General features: G+C 43.4%; 19 protein-coding genes and 1 tRNA gene. 12 read left to right on the forward strand and 8 right to left on the reverse strand.

The annotated features are described in order from the left end of the window. The first annotated feature begins 1 nt into the window (after position 1). The 8 genes from C5O00_RS01815 (at position 2) to C5O00_RS01845 (ending at position 5,414) form a co-directional block, all read left to right on the forward strand. Positions 2 to 568, forward strand: coding sequence for an anthranilate synthase component II (locus C5O00_RS01815; RefSeq protein ID WP_105214404.1), 567 nt, complete (start codon positions 2 to 4; stop codon positions 566 to 568). A 2-nt stretch (positions 569 to 570) separates the two neighbouring features. Further along, complete coding sequence (gene trpD, locus C5O00_RS01820) at positions 571 to 1,569, forward strand: anthranilate phosphoribosyltransferase (RefSeq protein ID WP_105214406.1); 999 nt, start codon at positions 571 to 573, stop codon at positions 1,567 to 1,569. After that, complete coding sequence (gene trpC / locus C5O00_RS01825) at positions 1,566 to 2,351, forward strand: indole-3-glycerol phosphate synthase TrpC (RefSeq protein WP_105214408.1); 786 nt, start codon at positions 1,566 to 1,568, stop codon at positions 2,349 to 2,351. The genes trpD and trpC overlap by 4 nt, the downstream gene beginning before the upstream one ends. Positions 2,352 to 2,374: 23 nt before the next feature. Continuing rightward, positions 2,375 to 2,983 carry a phosphoribosylanthranilate isomerase gene (locus C5O00_RS01830; protein WP_105217542.1) on the forward strand — a complete coding sequence of 203 codons (609 nt, stop codon included), beginning with the start codon at positions 2,375 to 2,377 and terminating at the stop codon, positions 2,981 to 2,983. Beyond that, the gene (gene trpB, locus C5O00_RS01835; protein ID WP_105214410.1) at positions 2,967 to 4,148 is read left to right on the forward strand and encodes a tryptophan synthase subunit beta; all 1,182 of its coding nucleotides are present in this window, start codon (positions 2,967 to 2,969) and stop codon (positions 4,146 to 4,148) included. Before C5O00_RS01830 ends, trpB begins: the two co-directional genes overlap by 17 nt. 161 nt (positions 4,149 to 4,309) lie before the next feature. Then, positions 4,310 to 5,080, forward strand: a complete 771-nt coding sequence (gene trpA, locus C5O00_RS01840) for a tryptophan synthase subunit alpha (protein ID WP_105214412.1) — start codon at positions 4,310 to 4,312, stop codon at positions 5,078 to 5,080. 74 nt (positions 5,081 to 5,154) lie between these two features. Continuing rightward, on the forward strand, positions 5,155 to 5,283 hold the full coding sequence (locus C5O00_RS14650) for a hypothetical protein (RefSeq protein ID WP_262502244.1): 129 nt from the start codon (positions 5,155 to 5,157) through the stop codon (positions 5,281 to 5,283). Next, positions 5,283 to 5,414, forward strand: coding sequence for a 30S ribosomal protein THX (locus tag C5O00_RS01845; RefSeq protein ID WP_105214414.1), 132 nt, complete (start codon positions 5,283 to 5,285; stop codon positions 5,412 to 5,414). The genes C5O00_RS14650 and C5O00_RS01845 overlap by 1 nt, the downstream gene beginning before the upstream one ends. An 82-nt stretch (positions 5,415 to 5,496) precedes the next feature. Here the strand turns inward: C5O00_RS01845 and C5O00_RS01850 are convergent, their stop codons facing one another. The 5 genes from C5O00_RS01850 to C5O00_RS01870 all read right to left on the reverse strand — a co-directional run bounded on the left by C5O00_RS01850 (position 5,497) and on the right by C5O00_RS01870 (position 12,989). After that, positions 5,497 to 9,399 (reverse strand): NIDO-like domain-containing protein, encoded by a 3,903-nt coding sequence (locus C5O00_RS01850; RefSeq protein WP_105214416.1) that lies wholly within the window; start codon positions 9,397 to 9,399, stop codon positions 5,497 to 5,499. Between the two features lie 414 nt (positions 9,400 to 9,813). Further along, positions 9,814 to 10,482, reverse strand: coding sequence for a uracil-DNA glycosylase family protein (locus tag C5O00_RS01855; RefSeq protein WP_105214417.1), 669 nt, complete (start codon positions 10,480 to 10,482; stop codon positions 9,814 to 9,816). Further along, on the reverse strand, positions 10,482 to 11,240 hold the full coding sequence (yaaA, locus tag C5O00_RS01860; protein WP_105214418.1) for a peroxide stress protein YaaA: 759 nt from the start codon (positions 11,238 to 11,240) through the stop codon (positions 10,482 to 10,484). Before yaaA ends, C5O00_RS01855 begins: the two co-directional genes overlap by 1 nt. Before the next feature lie 89 nt (positions 11,241 to 11,329). Then, positions 11,330 to 12,376, reverse strand: a complete 1,047-nt coding sequence (locus tag C5O00_RS01865) for an RluA family pseudouridine synthase (RefSeq protein WP_105214419.1) — start codon at positions 12,374 to 12,376, stop codon at positions 11,330 to 11,332. After that, positions 12,357 to 12,989: a PASTA domain-containing protein gene (locus C5O00_RS01870; RefSeq protein WP_105214420.1), complete on the reverse strand. Its 633-nt coding sequence runs from the start codon at positions 12,987 to 12,989 to the stop codon at positions 12,357 to 12,359. The genes C5O00_RS01865 and C5O00_RS01870 overlap by 20 nt, the downstream gene beginning before the upstream one ends. Before the next feature lie 97 nt (positions 12,990 to 13,086). Between C5O00_RS01870 and C5O00_RS01875 the strand changes: the two genes are divergently transcribed. From C5O00_RS01875 to C5O00_RS01885, 3 genes are read left to right on the forward strand one after another with little or no spacing between them, the layout of a single operon-like run. Further along, a complete protein-coding gene (locus C5O00_RS01875) occupies positions 13,087 to 14,070 on the forward strand; it encodes a D-alanine--D-alanine ligase (protein ID WP_105214421.1) in 984 nt (327 codons plus the stop codon). Between the two features lie 12 nt (positions 14,071 to 14,082). Continuing rightward, positions 14,083 to 14,532 carry a pantetheine-phosphate adenylyltransferase gene (coaD, locus tag C5O00_RS01880; RefSeq protein ID WP_105214422.1) on the forward strand — a complete coding sequence of 150 codons (450 nt, stop codon included), beginning with the start codon at positions 14,083 to 14,085 and terminating at the stop codon, positions 14,530 to 14,532. Between the two features lie 55 nt (positions 14,533 to 14,587). Further along, complete coding sequence (locus C5O00_RS01885) at positions 14,588 to 15,352, forward strand: SOS response-associated peptidase (protein ID WP_105214423.1); 765 nt, start codon at positions 14,588 to 14,590, stop codon at positions 15,350 to 15,352. Positions 15,353 to 15,439: 87 nt separating this feature from the next. On the opposite strand, the gene rpsT is transcribed toward C5O00_RS01885, so the two are convergent. The 3 genes from rpsT to proS all read right to left on the reverse strand — a co-directional run bounded on the left by rpsT (position 15,440) and on the right by proS (position 17,333). Beyond that, positions 15,440 to 15,691, reverse strand: a complete 252-nt coding sequence (gene rpsT, locus C5O00_RS01890; protein ID WP_105214424.1) for a 30S ribosomal protein S20 — start codon at positions 15,689 to 15,691, stop codon at positions 15,440 to 15,442. A 19-nt stretch (positions 15,692 to 15,710) separates the two neighbouring features. Then, a tRNA-Glu gene (locus C5O00_RS01895) sits at positions 15,711 to 15,782 on the reverse strand. Between the two features lie 75 nt (positions 15,783 to 15,857). Continuing rightward, on the reverse strand, positions 15,858 to 17,333 hold the full coding sequence (proS, locus tag C5O00_RS01900) for a proline--tRNA ligase (RefSeq protein ID WP_105214425.1): 1,476 nt from the start codon (positions 17,331 to 17,333) through the stop codon (positions 15,858 to 15,860). 131 nt (positions 17,334 to 17,464) lie between these two features. Here proS and C5O00_RS01905 point away from each other — a divergent pair, with 131 nt between their 5' ends. After that, positions 17,465 to 18,469 carry a hypothetical protein gene (locus tag C5O00_RS01905; RefSeq protein WP_158676755.1) on the forward strand — a complete coding sequence of 335 codons (1,005 nt, stop codon included), beginning with the start codon at positions 17,465 to 17,467 and terminating at the stop codon, positions 18,467 to 18,469. The last annotated feature ends 4 nt before the right edge of the window (positions 18,470 to 18,473 follow it).

Below are 18,473 nucleotides of genomic sequence, written 5' to 3' on the forward strand. Positions count from 1 at the left end.
GATGAAAGTATTAGTAATAGATAACTACGATAGTTTTGTGTACAACCTCGTGCATTACCTGGAGGAATTCGATGTAGAGGTAACTGTAAAACGGAACGACCAGTTTAATATCGAAGAAGTTGCTTTATACGATAAGATATTACTCTCACCCGGTCCCGGGATTCCGGACGAAGCCGGATTGCTGAAAGAGGTGATAAAGAAATACGCAGGCAGTAAACCCATTCTTGGCGTTTGCCTGGGTCAACAGGCAATTGGTGAGGTATTTGGCGGAAGTATCACCAACCTAAAACAAGTTTTTCACGGTGTAGCGACCAAAGCCAAAATCCTGGTAGACGATGAGCCTTTGTTTCGAGGGTTAGATAACGAAATTGAAGTGGGACGCTACCACTCCTGGGTAGTTGAAAAATCTAACTTTCCAAAGGTTTTGGAGATCACCTCCCAGGATGAGAACGGACAAATAATGTCGTTACGACATCGCGAATTCGACCTAAGGGCGGTACAATTTCATCCGGAAAGTGTGCTAACTCCCATGGGGAAGAAAATTATTCAGAACTGGATAGAAAGCTAAAAATGAAAAGTGTACTCAACAGGTTAATCAACCATGAACAATTAGATAGGGAAGAGGCGAGAAATATTCTTGTATCCATTTCGGAAGGTGCCTATAATACAAGCCAGATCTCTGCTTTTCTTACCGTATATATGATGCGAAGTATTGGATTGGAAGAACTGGAAGGTTTCAGGGATGCACTCCTAGAATTATGTATTGCACCGGAACTTGGCGATTACCATACAATTGATCTTTGTGGCACAGGCGGAGACGGTAAAAACACCTTTAATATATCTACTCTTGCATCCTTTGTCACCGCAGGGGCCGGAGTATTGGTCACCAAACACGGAAATTATGGTGTTTCCTCAATTAGCGGAAGCAGTAACGTACTGGAGCAATTGGGCGTAACCTTTAGTAATGAGTCTGGTTTTCTGAAGCGTTGCCTTGATGAAACAGGGATATGCGTACTTCATGCACCCCTCTTCCACCCTGCTATGAAAAATGTAGCACCTATTCGTCGGGAATTGGGCGTAAAAACCTTTTTTAATATGCTGGGGCCAATGGTAAATCCCGCCTTCCCCAAAAATCAGCTCGTAGGGGTATTTAGCCTGGAACTGGCTCGATTGTACGGATATCTGTACCAGCAAAGTGAAAAGAACTATGCCATACTGCATGCAATGGATGGCTACGATGAGATTTCCCTTACCGGCCCTACCAAGGTGATTTCAGGTAAAACTGAACAGGTCCTCCAACCTTCTCACTTTGGCGTCGAACCCATTGAAGCTTCTCAGATCTATGGCGGGGATAGTGTAGAGGATTCGGCGGCGATATTTATGGAGATCCTAAATGGCCGGGGCAGCAAAGCACAAAACGATGTTGTTTGCGCCAATGCCGCCATGGCGATCTCTGTTGCCGATAGTTGTTCGTTAACGGAAGGTTTCGAGAGAGCACGTGATTCTCTCCTAAACGCAAAGGCCCTAGAGGTATTAAATAAATTACAGAAAATAAGCCGGGAACAATGACCATACTCGATCACATAGTTGCATATAAGAAAAAAGAGATCGCTGCTAAGAAAGAGGCATACGCCATGAAGCTGTTTGAAAGTTCGATGCTTTTCGATAGGCCGGTGATCTCCCTAGCTACGGCGTTAAAGAATTCGGATACCGGGATCATTGCCGAGCACAAACGAAGATCCCCCAGCAAATCGGTTATTAATGAAAAAGCAGATCTTCCCGATGTGGTCTCTGGTTACCAGGAGGCCAGGGTGTCTGCCATATCGGTGCTCACAGATACCAGATTTTTCGGCGGATCGATCGAGGACTTGCTCCTCGCAAGGAGTACAGTTACCATACCGCTACTGCGAAAAGAATTTATTATAGACCCCTACCAACTGTTCGAGGCCCGGGCCGCAGGCGCCGATGCTATATTGTTAATTGCTGCTATCTTAACGAAGGAACAACTTTCACAATTGGCCACGGTTGCTAAAAGTTTACAACTGGAAGTTTTACTGGAGGTTCATAATGAGGAAGAATTACTACGGTCTCCATTAGAAAATATCGACTTACTGGGGGTGAATAACCGCGATCTAAAAACATTTGAAGTATCAACGGATATTAGTAAGGAGCTGGCCTCCCGTATTCCTTCCCATCTGGTGAAGGTCTCCGAAAGTGGCCTAAGCCATCCTGAAACAATATTAGAACTCAGAGAATATGGATACAACGGATTTTTGATGGGGGAACATTTTATGCGCGAGTCCAACCCCGGAAGATCGGCAAGCGAATTCATAAAAAATCTAAGATCATGATCCCCGAATTAAAAATATGCGGAATGAAACACAACGTTTCAGAAGTGGCCAGCCTGCAGCCGGATTATCTGGGATTTATATTTTATGATAAAAGTAAGAGGAATTTCGATGGTGAGATCCCGCAGTTGCCTCACGGAATTCGCAAGGTGGGGGTTTTTGTGAATGCGCCCCTTGAGGATATTTCAGAAAAAATAAAGAAATACCAATTGGATGTGATCCAATTACACGGGGAGGAAACCCCTCAATTTTGCGCCCGGTTACGAACAGCAAATTTCCAATCGGAAAATGGTCCGATTTCTATATGGAAAGTATTTGGCATTCACGAGGGATTCAATTTTTCCCAATTAGCACTCTATGAAGGTTTTGTAGATCGGTTCTTGTTCGATACTGCCGGGGAAGCTAAAGGCGGAAATGGCTATCCTTTCAATTGGGATATCCTAAGCGACTATCCTACAGAAACACCTCTTGTGCTAAGCGGTGGGATAAGCGCTGAAAAAATACCCCAAATAAAAGCCATCCAGAAAACTCCCATCCCTCTTGTGGCCCTCGATATAAATAGCAGGTTCGAGATCAAACCGGGATTAAAGGATATAGAAAAGATTAAAAGATTTACCCATGAGCTATCACGTTAACGAACAAGGCTATTACGGAGATTTCGGCGGTGCCTATATCCCCGAAATGCTCTACCCCAATGTGGAGGAATTAAGACAGAATTATCTTAAGATCACTTCCGAAGAATCCTTCAGAAAAGAATTCGATGATCTGCTTAGGGATTATGTGGGTAGGCCAACTCCCTTGTATTTTGCGAACCGTCTTTCAGCAAAGTACAAGACCCGCATCTACCTGAAACGTGAGGATCTTTGTCATACCGGAGCACATAAAGTTAATAACACCATTGGGCAGATCCTCCTGGCTAAAAGATTGGGTAAAAACCGTATTATAGCCGAAACAGGTGCCGGGCAGCATGGAGTGGCAACCGCCACCGTTTGTGCGCTCATGGGCATCGAATGTGTGGTCTATATGGGCGAGATCGATATAGAAAGACAAGCACCCAATGTGGCACGTATGAAAATGCTTGGCGCCACAGTCATTCCCGCAACATCGGGTAGCAAAACCCTGAAAGATGCTACCAACGAGGCCATCAGGGACTGGATCAATAATCCTACGAATACTCACTATATAATAGGTAGTGTGGTGGGCCCTCACCCCTATCCCGATATGGTGGCCAGGTTTCAGAGTGTGATCTCCAGGGAGATCAAGTGGCAATTAAAGCAAGTGGAAGGCCGGGAAGAGCCCGATTATATTGTTGCCTGCGTGGGTGGTGGAAGCAATGCCGCGGGTGCCTATTATCATTATTTGGACCAACCAGAGGTTAATATCATAGCTGTTGAAGCTGCGGGAAAGGGAATTGATACTGGCGAAAGTGCTGCTACTTCGGTGCTTGGAAAAACAGGCATCATTCACGGCAGTAAAACCTTACTCATGCAAACTCCAGATGGGCAGATAACCGAGCCTTACTCTATTTCAGCTGGTCTTGATTATCCCGGCGTTGGGCCCATGCATGCACATCTGTATGCCAGCGGGCGAGGTGAATTTATGTCGATAACAGACAAACAGGCCATGGAAGCAGGCCTGGAACTTAGCAAGTTAGAAGGGATCATTCCCGCGATTGAGACCAGCCATGCCCTTGCTATTTTCAGTCAAAGAAAATTCACTCCTACCGATTTGATCGTGGTAAATCTAAGCGGACGTGGTGATAAAGACCTGAATACCTATATCAATTATTTCGATCTATGACCACCTGTGTTTATAACAGCTTATTAATTTGGGCGTTACCCCCAATTGCATTGGGGGTCAGGCTTTCCGCTATATCCCTGTAGTAGACGCGAAGTGAGTTTTGCTTTACGTCATTGGTACTACAGGGGATGTCGCTCCAATCCTTAACGCATTAGTAAAATATGAAAAACAGAATACAACAAAAACTTAGCGAAAACGGTAAAATATTATCCATTTATTTCACAGCAGGCTATCCCAACATTAACGATACCATACCTATCCTGCGATCCCTGGAAGAGAACGGTGTGGACATGGTGGAGATCGGTCTTCCCTTTAGCGATCCCCTTGCCGATGGGCCCGTTATACAAGCCAGCTCCACTAGTGCCTTGAAAAATGGTATGACAACTGCAAAATTATTCGACCAGCTTAAAGAGGTGCGCAAATCGGTTTCCATACCGCTTGTACTAATGGGGTATTTTAATCCCGTACTCCAATATGGGGTTGAAGCTTTCTGTAAGCGATGTGAAGCAATTGGTATAGACGGGTTTATTCTGCCCGATCTACCCTTAGCCGAATATAACCTTCATTACCGGTCTGTGTTCGAACGTCACGGCCTTACGAATATCTTTCTTATAACGCCTCAGACTTCAGAAGAAAGGATCAGGGAGATCGATAAAGCGAGTCATGCTTTTATATACATGGTAAGCAGCGCAAGTACAACCGGAAAAACGAGTGGTTTTGGAACCGAGCATAGCGATTATTTTAAAAGGGTATCGGCCATGAACCTCGAAAATCCCCTGGTAGTTGGATTCGGAATAAAAGATCGGGAAACCTATAATACAGCTACCCAGTTTACCAAGGGAGCTATTATTGGAAGTGCTTTTATTAAAATGTTAAACGAAAGTGGACTTAAAGGTATTCCCGAATTTGTACGATCTATTCGTCCGGTTTAACCTAACCCTAACAGGCCTTTAATAATTTTTATGAAACTGATTTATTATATTATGGTAAATCAAAATAAAAAATTATGGAAAGAAAATTTGAAAGAACGATAGAACAAAAGAATCCTACAAATCCAACCGGGAATATCAATCAGGTAACCAATAAGGTAGATTTTAACGAAAAGACCATTCGTAAACAACAAAACAAGAAATAATGGGTAAAGGTGATAAGAAAACGAAACGGGGAAAGATCGTTCTGGGAACTTTTGGAAAGCTACGCCCCAGGAGAAGAAAATTTACCCTAAGGCCAACGACTATAAAGAATGGTCAGCCAAGAGAAAAGTAATATTTTACCAATATCCCCACAATCAAAAACCCCTTCCGTTTCCGGAAGGGGTTTTCTTTTGGTTGGTTAAATAATCTTTCGATTATTCTTTTATCAATCGCTTCACTGTTGTCGATTCTTCACCTGCTATCTGAACCATATAGACTCCAGATGCCAGTTGAGATACATCGATCACCATTTCACTTCCCATATTGCGAAGGTCGATGGTATTTACCAGTTTGCCATTCATATCATAGATCACTGCGCTATCCAGTAGGATGTTCGATCCATTGGCAAGAGTTACTTGCTCTGCTGCTGGATTTGGATACATACTAATGGCGCTTCCCAGTTCATTGTCTGCTGCACCAAGAATACTCTCTACGGTGAGCTCGAATGTACAACATCCTTCGTTTCCATATTCGTCGGTAGCACATAGTGTTACTGTGTACACCCCGTCAGGAAGCTGTGAACCAGCCGGAGGATCTTGTGAGAAGACTGTTACCGGATCGGTACAGTTGTCTGCTGCTGTTGCATCTCCACCTGCCCAGTAATCTGGAACGGTGTAGAACAGGTTACCTGGTCCTGGATCTACGGTTTGGTCTGCCGGACAGGTCACCTCTGGTGCCAGGGCATCAACTACCGTGATCATAGACTGACAAGCCGCCAGGTTACCACTAGCATCGGAAGCAAATACCGTTGCGGTTAGGTTTCCTCCAGTTGAATACATTAATCGTAATGATAGGAAGTCACCACCACAAAGTACGGTGTTTATGTTTCCGGCTACATCGGTACCGGTGAAATCTATCTGTCCGTCTGCTGCCCAGGCATCGATCATGGCTGCAGGGATCATAAAGGTCTCTGTAAGGGTTGTATTACACTGATCGGCAAATGAACCAGTGGCACCAATAGTACCTGTAACGTTAGAGTCCTCGTCGGTGATAGTCCACATCTCCTCGTTAGCTCCTGTTCCATCTATATCACCAAAGGTCATTACCTCAAGGACAGCATCTGCTGTAGCTCCTGTGGGTGTTCCGGTGAAAGAGAATACGTTAGAAGACATCAAGGCAGGGTTAGTGATCGTGATCGTCTCATCGTAATCTGTTCCGATGTCGTCACAAGTTACCTCGGTGATATCTACCGCTAGTACTGTAATACCACAGGCGTCAAAGGATAGTGGTCCTCCAGGGATCTCTACGAAGAATGCATCTCCATCAGAGTTGGTAAGGGTTACTGTCCAGTTAGCCGGATCGAACTGTCCGTTGAATCCAGGTACAAAGTTACTTACTGTAGTGGTACAGGCTCCAAAGAGTCCGTCAAGAGAGTACGAACGGAAACCGAACACATCTCCAGGGGCCAGATTGATCGGGCCACTGTTTCCACTTTGTTGTAAGGCACCAAGAGGATCGGTAAGCTCTGTATAGACACCATTCAATAAGTATCCAAAGCTATCGAAAGCCGGGCCGTCGGGCGTAGTATAATCCCAATCGAAACTTACAACCTCAGCAGCTGTAACAGGAACGGTAAGATCTGTAAATCCTTCCGTACCGGATTGGTTATCACTACTAATAGTCACTACATCATAAGTAGATGGTGAGTTAGCCAACAGGTCTTCCGGGTTGATATCGGCAGTACCGTCTGGTCCTAGTTCTATCGTTACATCCTGGCATACTAATACCGGAGGAGTATTATCTATAACGTTTACGGTTGCTATACATGATGTCTCGTTTCCGGAACCATCCACAGCAGTAACAGTTACCTGAGTAAGACCAAGATCGTCACAAGTAAAGTCCACCATGGTAGACCCTCCTGTTGGATAAGTAAGACGCAGTTGCAGGAAGTCACCACCACAAAGTACGGTGTTGATATTTCCGGCTACATCGGTACCAGTAAAGTCTATCATTCCATCGGCTGCCCATGCATCTATCATTGCAGCAGGAATCATAAATGTTTCTGTTAACGTAGTATTACATTGGTCGGCAAAAGAACCTGTGGCTCCAATAGTACCTGTAACGTTAGAATCTTCATCGGTGATGGTCCACATCTCCTCGTTTCCACCAGTTCCATCTATATCTCCAAAGGTCATTACTTCAAGAGTAGCATCTCCACTGGCTCCTGTTGGTGTTCCGGCAAATGAGAAAACATTAGTTCCCATAAGCGCAGGATTCACGATGTTGATCGTCTGATCGTACAGACCACCACCACCAGATCCACCTAGAATTGTTACACCACCGGCTCCACAGTTGTCATCGTAAGCCAGAACAAGATCTGAAGCAGGTATAGAAGCCATACCGTTGGCATCCAATACTACATCAAGTGGTGTAGCAGGAACGGCATAATCTAACGCGAAGTTATCCACACCATAGTGCCATCCCCATGCGCCGCCATTGTCGTCGAAAGTCCAACGAACCTGAAGTGCAGCATTAGAATATGCAGTAATATCGATAGATTCGGTTTGAATATCCGGATCAAGATCTACATTATAAAGCGCAACTTGTTGCCATGCGGCTCCGTCCCAAACTTCAACAGTTCCGGTCGATCCACCTCCAGCTTCCTGGAAGGCAACATCATATCCAAGAGTTACCGTAGTAGCTCCTGTAGTATCATATACATCAGATACTAATGAAACATTACTGGCTGGTGCTCCAAGACCACAAGCGTCATCATCAAAGAACATGCCCGGAGTAGTAAAGTCGTCTCCAGTTGGAAGATCGGTTCCATTTTCCCAGTCGCAGGTACCAGTGTTGATCACAGTACTCCATGCACCAGGTAATCCGGCGTCGAAGTCTTCAGAAACAGTGATCGTTCCAGGTGATCCAACACAGCTCACTGTAGGTGGCTCAACATCGTTCACAGTAACATCATGTGTACATTGTACCATATTTCCGCCCTGGTCTGTATAAGTCCAGGTTACAGTAGTAGTCCCTGCAGGATAGAAATCGGATGCATCGTTAGTACCGTTATAATCATTTACAAGTGTCGCACCAGGTTCAGCTACACAGTTATCCATAACTGTTGGCATTGGCACGGTCACGTTAGCACCACAAACTCCAGGATCATTGTCTACAACCACATCGGCAGGACAAGTAATAGTAGGAGCTTCGTTATCCACTACTGTAATCGTAAACTGACAAGTAGAGGTTTCGTTAGGTGCATCATCATTTGTAGCAGTAAATTCAATAATAGTATCACCTATCGGGAAATCACTTCCGGATGGTGGACCCATGGTTTGCGTAACTGTAACGCTTCCGCCTTCCGGATCTATAGCTACTGCATCGGCAAAGGAAACCTGAGCAGTACAAACACCAGGATCGGTGTTAGCCATGATATCCATAGGACAGTTAATAAGTGGTGGTGTAAGTGGTATGTACGCAACATAATCGTTGAAGGCAGACCAGCTCGTAGCATTTCTACCAGGAGTAACTACAGCTTCTGTGCTATCTATGTTCTCCACTCCCTGGGTATGACTACCTCCATCGGATGGCATCGCAGTAGTATGGATCTCGATCAAGTTACTACCTTCATACAATTGTGTATGAGCTGTGACCTGATTACCTGATGAAAAATGGTCCACATTGAAAAATTCAACAACAAGGATACGGTTAGGTGCTACACCTACTGTTTCATAGCGAACCACATTTTGTGCAGGTTGTCCTCCATTTCCGGGATCAAGATCTTCCCAAGCAAAACAAATCATATTGCTCGGTTCGGTTGCAGAAGCATTTGGAAGAAATTCCCCACTACAACAACCGTTATCTGTTAGACCTCCAAAACCAATGAATCCATTGGATGAAATTCTAAAATCAGTATACGTGTTCCCGTAGAAGTCAAAGGAAAACCCAATTGGTAAATCTCCAGATACCGCATCGTCACCTAACGCAACATTGGTTCCTGTTGCGGAAATGTCGATTGGAGCAAACGCACCGGTTTGGTCCACCATGTAGGCTTGTGATCTACCCACAAAACAAGCCAACATCAAGACAATTAGACTTAACGTAATTTTTCTCATAATTATAATTTAAATTGGTTAAAGTCTTAAATTTACGTTAATAAAATAAAAATGCCTAAGAATTTTAGACTAAAAATAGAATTATTCGATAAAATGAATAATCAACTATATATCAATAGTTTATAAGTGATTATTGTTGAATACGATTTGAAAATCTTTAAAATACTCCTTCATATTTTTATTACTTCAGAGCAAATTTGGTCGTTTCCATTCCGAAGTTGGAAAAGAAACTGAATTTTATATAGCTTAATCGTATAAAATCGGACTTTTTTTATACCGGATCCTCAACTTTTCTAAACGGGTATTTTATTACGTATTAACACAAACACAATACAGTTTAAGGAGCCTTAGTCTGCCCTTCTGGCCGAACTATATTACTTGGAACATGAACATTGGTCATTTCACCCTGCAACGCTATTCACCCGTAAAAAAGGGTTCGTATTGCTTTACCCTGAAATCGATGGTATTGAACTCTGGATCCTTGGCTTTCATCTCCTTGTACTGTGGGAGGCTTCCAACAGCCCTGTTCGCGGCTCCCGAAGGAGCTGTTAACGAAACTGTTCTTATAACTCTGGAATTATCAGGGAGTTGGAATTCATGAATTCGGGGTACTTCATCTACAATAATTTTCAACGGAATGCTGTATCGTTTCAGAAGTTTTCTGAAAAAATATTCCGGACCGTTCTTACTATTACCCCCCATAAATAACAGGGTGTCTATCGTAGGATTTTCGTCAAGGACTCTCACGAGATCGCGCAGCTTTACTCCCTTCATCCCAAGGTCGCTGGCATCTACTTTCTCCCGACTCGCAGATGCGACAATATCACATATTCCAATATGATGATCTTGGAGAAATTCTTTTCGCTTTGCGATGGCCTCTTCTGAAGTTTCGAAAGGTAATTCCAGATTGAATAATCGGTTAAGGATAGGCCACAACAAACCATCTCTGCTACCGTAACAAAAATCCACATCACCCGGTTTCAACTCTCCTGTTGTGAATCGTGGAGGCGGCAAGGTGCCCACTATTAATTTACGGGTATTTCCCGGGATAAATGGAGAGTATGGGTGTTTGTGAAGGAACACTACCTTATAAAGACAAGTTCACTATCTCCAGACATATCCTCACTAAATCCGTATCCCTCATAATTAAATCCTTTAAAGTCATCTACGGTTTTACATTCATTGTCGAAAATATAACGGGTCATATATCCTCGTGCTAGTTTGGCGAATGTCATGATCGCCTTGTATTCTCCGTTCTTGAAATCTTTAAAAGTGCAGGTAATAACCGGGACCTTTAATGATTTTGTATCAATTGCCTTGAAATATTCGTTACTCGCAAGGTTTACAAATACCTCATCCTCTTCGAGTTCTTCGTTAATCTTTTCCGTGATCTTTTGTTTCCAGAATTCGTACAGATTCTTTTTTACACCAACAGGAAATTTTGAACCCATCTCCAGCCTATAAGGTTGTATGAGATCCAGTGGTTTCAGGATGCCGTAAAGGCCGGAAATGATTCGCAAGGTATCTTGCATATAATCTATTTTTTCCTTCGGAAGGGTATATACGTCTATCCCACGATACACATCTCCACTAAAGGCGTAAACGGCCTGCCGGGAATTCTCTTTGGTAAAAGGCAACGCCCACTGCTGATTCCTCTCATAGTTTTGCTGTGCCAGGTTCTCCGAAATTCCCATCAGCTTTTTTAGAGATCTGGCCGATTTTTTCTTTAATATCTTATTGAGGCGTTCTGCTTCACTGAGGAAACTGGCTTCCGAATATCTTGAAGTGGGGAGTTTTGTTTCGAAATCCAACGATTTGGCTGGTGATATCACAACTTTCATAGCACGTAATTATTTATTCAAAAATAAGAAGAAAAGACCCATTACAAAAGGAATTCTATTATTAGAACTAATGCGGTCATTATTTTAAATTATTCGATCACATGCTTCGAATAATTACGCCATTTTTCCAGGCAAAGCTCCATATCTTCAGGGATGGGAGTCTCAAATCGCATCTGCTCTCCAGAGAAAGGATGCACAAAGCCCAGGGTGCGTGCATGTAGTGCTTGTCGTGGTAATACTTTGAAGCAATTTTCCACAAACTGTTTATACTTTGAGAAATGAGTCCCTTTTAAAATTGAGTCTCCCCCATAACGTTCGTCATTAAATAAGGTATGCCCAATGTGTTTTAAATGAACTCTAATCTGATGGGTTCTGCCCGTTTCCAGCCTGCAGGACAATAACGTAACATAACCAAGTCGCTCGAGTACCTTAAAATGAGTCACAGCTGGTTTTCCCTTCTCGGCATCATCTCCTTCGAATACTGTATTCTGTAATCTGTTTTTTGGATGTCTCCCAATATTTCCTTCAATCGTACCTTCATCCTCTTCCACATTTCCCCACACCAAAGCTACGTATTCACGCTCTGTGGTTTTATTGAAAAACTGCTTAGACAGATTGGTCATTACCTCTTCGGTCTTGGCGATAACCAACAGACCGCTCGTGTCCTTGTCGATCCTATGGACTAGTCCGGGTCGATTGCTACTGTTATTGGGAAGATTGTCGAAATGGAACGTTAATGCGTTGATGAGTGTCCCACTATAATTTCCATGCCCAGGATGTACAACCATTCCAGCCGGTTTATTTACAACTACGACTGCTTCATCTTCAAATACAATATCCAGGGGAATATCTTCCGGGGTAAGTAAAAATTCATAAGGCGGATGTTCAAAAAGCACCTGTACAACATCCCCGCCCTTTACTTTATAGTTCTGTTTTACGGGACTATCATTCACATGGATGTTTCCTTCCTTGGCGGCTTGCTGGATTTTATTACGCGTGGCATTCTCGATCTTATTCATAAGATATTTATCCACCCGTAAGGGTTGTTGCCCTTTATCGGCTACAAAGCGATAGTGTTCAAATAATTCATCGTTCCCGCTGGGTTCCTGTTCAGGATTAGTTGTCTCCTCCGTCATCCGTCTCGGCTGTTGGTTCATCGGTATCTCCTTCAGATTCCTCCTCTGCATTTCTGTTCAAACTTCCCGATCCATCTCCTAATATGAGATCGATAACAGCAGTCTTTGGGAGCTCATCACCCGGTTCTACCTTAGCTCCTTCATGTCGAAGTTCCAAAACTTCATCTTTAGCAATATATGGGCGATAACTTACTTTCCCAATGTTGAACCCCATGGCTAGTATAGTAGGTTCGGCTTGCCGGCGGGTTTTGCCAACTACCGGTGGAATCTTGATCTTGCGGTACCCTGAAGGATTGAGATACAGATAAATCTTTCGGTTCTCCTTAACAAACTTACCCGCTTTCGGGATCTGCTCGATCACCGAAAACCTGGGGTACTCAGGGTTGTAATTAGCAGAGTCCAGTATCTCGTAATTGAGATCCAGTTCATCCAGTTTGTCCTCAACCACATCCAATTGCAATTTTGCCAGGTCCGGGACTTCTATCTTCTGTCCGTGATTTGTTGTACTGCGCAACCACCACAATATTATAAAGGTGAGTATGATCACCGCCAATAAAGCAAAAAGCATCTGCTTTAAAAAGGTTTTGGTAGTGAGGAATTTCAGAAACGTCATACGTTGTGGGTTAGATGACAAAAATAGTAAACCTAAAGTTAGTAACTTCTTAGAGATTAGTGATATTTTTGTTAAACGCGCTTTTTACAAAAATGGTATGGCAAAGAAACATATAGCAGTCGCCATGGGCGGCTATTCAAGTGAATTCGATATTTCTCTGCAAAGTGGGAAGATCGTGTGTGAAAATCTGGATCGAAATAAATACCACGTCCATGCAGTGCAGATTACGAAACAGGGATGGTTTTACCTACCTGAAAATGGTGACAGAAAAACGATCGATCGATCCAATTTCAGTTTCGAAAACAATGGCGAAAAAATTGTTCCCGATGCGATCTTCAACACTATCCACGGGACACCCGGGGAAGATGGCTATATGGCAGCTTATTGGGAATTATTAGGGATCCCGCAAACGAGTGCCGGCTTTTACCAGGCAGCTCTTAGTTTTAACAAGAGGGATTGTCTTTCTGTTTTAAAGCACTTCGGAATTCACTGTGCCAATTCTTACTATATAAATAAAGGCACAGATTACGACCTGGAGGCCATAGTGTTATCCACAGGGTTACCCTGTTTTGTAAAACCTAATCGTGCTGGTTCCAGTTTTGGGATTAGTAAGGTGAACGACATGGAAGATCTGCAGCCCGCTATTGAAAAAGCTTTTACCGAAGATACCGAGGTCCTAATTGAAACCGCCCTGGTGGGGACCGAGGTTTCGGTAGGCACCTATCGAAAAGATGGTGAGATCATAGTTCTGCCGGTTACCGAAATTGTTTCGGAAAACGATTTTTTCGACTATGAAGCGAAATACCTAGGAAAATCCCAAGAGATCACACCCGCACGCATTTCGGATGAAGAAACCCAAACCGTCCAACTTGAAGCGAAAAAAGTTTACCATTTACTTAATATGACAGGGGTTTCACGCTCCGAATTCATCATACAGGATGGAGTTCCTTATTTTCTTGAAACCAATACAACGCCCGGATTGTCTTCAGAAAGTATAGTCCCTAAAATGGTTAAAGAGACTGGTATGTCTTTATCCGAATTCTTCGGAATTCTGGTGGATGAAGCATTGGTTAAAAAATAGTACATTTAACATATGAGACGAGCAGTTTTTCCAGGATCTTTCGACCCACTTACCCTGGGTCATGTCGATATTATTAAAAGGGCATTACCCCTGTTTGATGAGATCATTGTTGCCATTGGAATAAATGCGGACAAAAAATATATGTGGACGCTGGACCAGCGAAAATCATTCCTGGAAAAAACTTTTAAAGATTACCCTACTGTGCGCGTTGGTACCTATAGCGGACTCACAGCAGATTATTGTAAAAAGGAAAATGCTCAGTACATTTTACGCGGCCTGAGAAACACCGCAGATTTTACCTACGAGCAAACTATCGGCCAGGCGAACGAAAGGAACTTTGGCGTGGACAGTGTATTTCTTATGGGCTCCCCGGAAATGTCTTTCATTTCATCCTCTGTGGTTCGGGATATAGCCAGGAACGGTGGTGATTTCAGTAAATTGGTTCCCGATGCAGTAAAGTGATCTCGTCCCCTACCTTTTCACCTTACAGTAATTCAGCATAAATAAGCATTGTAATATGTGTTATGATATAAAAGCAAGCCTCGAAGCCCAGTTAAGCAAGGCTAAAAGACGAGGAGATGAACATGCAATGGAGGAAATTCGGCGGAAACTGATCCCTTACACAGATCTGCCAATTCATCACGCCTCCGGGTTTAGTCATCCAAAATTACTCATCTATCCAGACCGTTCCCCCGATTACCCCGAAATTGCCACCTGGGGTCTGGTACCTCACTGGGTGAAGGATAAAGAACAAATGAGGAAATACTGGAACAATACCTTGAATGCACGAGGTGAGACCATCTTCGAGAAGCCGTCTTTTAGGGATTCGGCTAAAAACAACAGATGTCTAATTTATATAGACGGCTTTTACGAACACCATCACTATAAAGGAAAGACATATCCCTTTTTTATTCATCATAAAACTGAAAAACCCCTAGCACTGGCCGGATTGTGGAATGAATGGGTGGATAAGGAGTCCGGTGAAGTACTGAACACCTTTACCATTGTCACCACTGAAGGAAATAATATGATGGGCAAAATACATAATAACCCAAAATTAAAAGGGCCAAGAATGCCCCTCATCCTTCCCGAAGAAATGGAAGAAAAATGGCTGGTGGAAATAAAGGACGAATTGGATGTAAAATCTGTGCAGGCGGTAATTGAATCCTACCCTGAAAACGAGCTTGAAGCATATACCGTACATCGACTTAGAGGGAAGGAATATTTAGGCAATGTAGAAGAAACGGCTAAAGAATTCCATTATGAAGAACTGGAATTCTAAGTACACTTTACGGAAGAAAGATCGATTTTAAACAAAAACGCCCACAGTTTCCTGAGGGCGTTCTTTCGTTTACCAACAATGTATTTCTTACAAAGAAGCGACGTGCTTAGTAAGCTGTGACTTAAGGTTAGCTGCTTTATTATCATGAATGATATTCTTCTTAGCTAACTTATCGATCATAGACACCACCTCAGGTAGCATTTTCTCAGCCTCTTTCTTCTTTGTCAATTCCTTCAGCTTCTTCATAGCATTACGTGCCGTCTTATGCTGATAACGGTTGCGTAAACGCTTTGTTTCGCTGTTTCTGATTCTTTTTAATGCTGACTTATGGTTCGCCATCTTCTTGTTATTAAATTTGTAGCCCGTAGGGGAATCGAACCCCTGTTACCAGGATGAAAACCTGGCGTCCTAACCCCTAGACGAACGGGCCGTTAGTTTCATTTGCGGATGCAAAAATACAACTATTTTTGAATGCGGCAAGTCTTCCCAATATTTTTTTAGGAATTTAATACGCCCTGGCAAATAAGACCCTTCGTGACGACGGTTTACCAGTAACCATGCAGCTTCCCGGTTGCGTATTATCGTCTAAAGGAATACACCTGATGGTGGCCTTGGTCTCATTCTTTATGCGTTCTTCGGTTTCCGCAGAACCATCCCAATGCGCTAGAATAAACCCGCCACTCGTATTTAATACCTCCTTGAACTCATCATAACTATCCACTGTGGTAGTATTATTGCTTCTGAAATCGGATGCTTTTTTATATAAATTCTTCTGAATTTCATCCATAAGCGCCCCAATAGTATCGACCACATCTTCAGTCTTTACAAATTCCTTCTCCAAAGTATCTCTTCGGGCGATTTCCACAGTACCTTTCTCCACATCCTTCGGACCGATAGCGATACGCACAGGAACTCCTTTCAATTCGTATTCATTGAATTTCCATCCTGGCTTATGCGTGTCCCGGTCGTCGAACTTTACCCTCAAACCAGATGCGCGCAAGTCGTTCATGATCATTTTAGCAACCTCGCTCACGGCGTCAAATTGTTCGTCGTTGCGATATATAGGTACGATCACCACCTGATCTGGCGCCAAATTTGGAGGCAATACCAGGCCGTTATCATCACTATGGGTCATCACCAGGGCTCCCATAAGACGAGTAGAAACACCCCATGAGGTGGCCCATACATAATCCATTTTACCTTCCTTATCGGTGAATTTCACGTCGAAAGCCTTTGCGAAATTCTGACCTAAAAAATGAGATGTACCGGCTTGTAAAGCCTTCCCATCCTGCATTAAAGCTTCAATACAATAAGTTTCCAGCGCCCCGGCAAATCGTTCACTTTCCGTCTTTAATCCTTTTATTACCGGAATTGCCATATAATTCTCAACAAACTCGGCATACACCCTAAGCATTTGTTCGGCTTCAGCGATAGCTTCCGCTTCGGTGGCATGGGCTGTATGCCCTTCTTGCCAAAGAAATTCGGCGGTTCGTAAAAATAAACGTGTGCGCATTTCCCATCGAACCACATTCGCCCATTGATTAACGAGAATTGGTAAATCACGATAAGACTGCACCCATTTTCTATAGGTGTCCCAAATAATTGTCTCTGAAGTTGGTCTCACGATCAATTCTTCCTCCAGTTTAGCGTCTGGATCGACAATGATCCCCTTCCCACTCTCGTCTGTCTTTAAACGATAGTGAGTTACCACAGCACACTCTTTGGCAAATCCATCCACGTGGCTCGCCTCCTTGCTGAAATATGACTTCGGAATAAAAAGTGGAAAATAAGCGTTCTGGTGTCCTGTTTCCTTAAACATCCGGTCGAGCTCGGCCTGCATTTTTTCCCAAATAGCATATCCGTATGGTTTTATGACCATACACCCTCGAACCCCCGAATTTTCGGCCAGATCGGCTTTTACAACAAGCTCATTATACCATTTAGAGTAGTCCTCTTCTCGAGTAGTCAAATTCTTAGCCATACCGCCTAGTTTGGCACAGATATTGTGCCTTTGTTAAATAAATAGTAGTTCTTCTAGTTCTCGGCAAAACTAACTATTTTTATATAGTAGAACAATTAAATCCTGCAGTTATGCAAATCAAAATAAATGCTATGAAAAAAACATTACCCATACTGCTTACCGGTGTGATGGCTTTGTTGCTAACATCCTGCGGAACCCATCAGAACGGTTATGATGATACCGATGGTATCTATAGTTCGGATACCTATTCGACAGCCAGCACAGAAAATGAACAAGTAAACGAGAAATCCAATTACTATAAACAATACTTTCAATCTAAGCAGAATGATTATGCAGATCTGCCGGAGGAAGATCTTATCTTCACAGATATTGAATCGTACTCTAGTAGTGACACCCTGGACGAATATGGAAATATAGTTATTCAGGAACCCGAATATCAAGGTGGATATGGCGGATGGGGTGACAACGCTACAGATATAACTGTTAACATCTACGGTAACGCCGGTTGGGGCGGTTACTGGGGTGGTTACTGGGGCTGGAACCATTGGTACAATCCCTGGTGGTACGGTGGATGGGGCTATAGCTACTGGTCTCCTTATTGGAGAGTTGGCTGGGGCTGGGGTCCTTACTGGAACGCCGGTTGGTATGGCGGATGGTACGGAGGCTGGTATGGCGGATGGCACGGTCATCACGGATATTATGGCTATAACAATATTGCATATAACAGAGGCCGAAGAAATCTGGACTATAATCGCGGAAGATCAACCTACAATAACAGACGATCTTATAATACTAACAGATCTAGCGTAAATTCAAGAAGAGGGAATTATTCACGTGGTGAATACAACAGACGATCTACAGATTATCGTAGAAATAACGTAAATGCAACCCGTCGAAGTAGCGGTGTAGAAACGCGTCCCAGTGTGAATACACGACGATCCAACAATACGCAATTGAACACACAAAGACGAACTACGCGTCCTAGTGTAAATAATAACTCCAGCAGAAGATCTAATAATTCCTTCCGAAGCTCGGGAAGTTCCAGGTCATCAGGTTCCTTACGAAGTGGAGGAAGCTCCAGATCATCCTCAGGCTCAAGAGGCGGAGGTGGCAGCCGAAGAGGTGGGCGCGGATAAAATT

The sequence above is a fragment of the Pukyongia salina genome (assembly GCF_002966125.1).
GTDB lineage: Bacteria > Bacteroidota > Bacteroidia > Flavobacteriales > Flavobacteriaceae > Pukyongia > Pukyongia salina.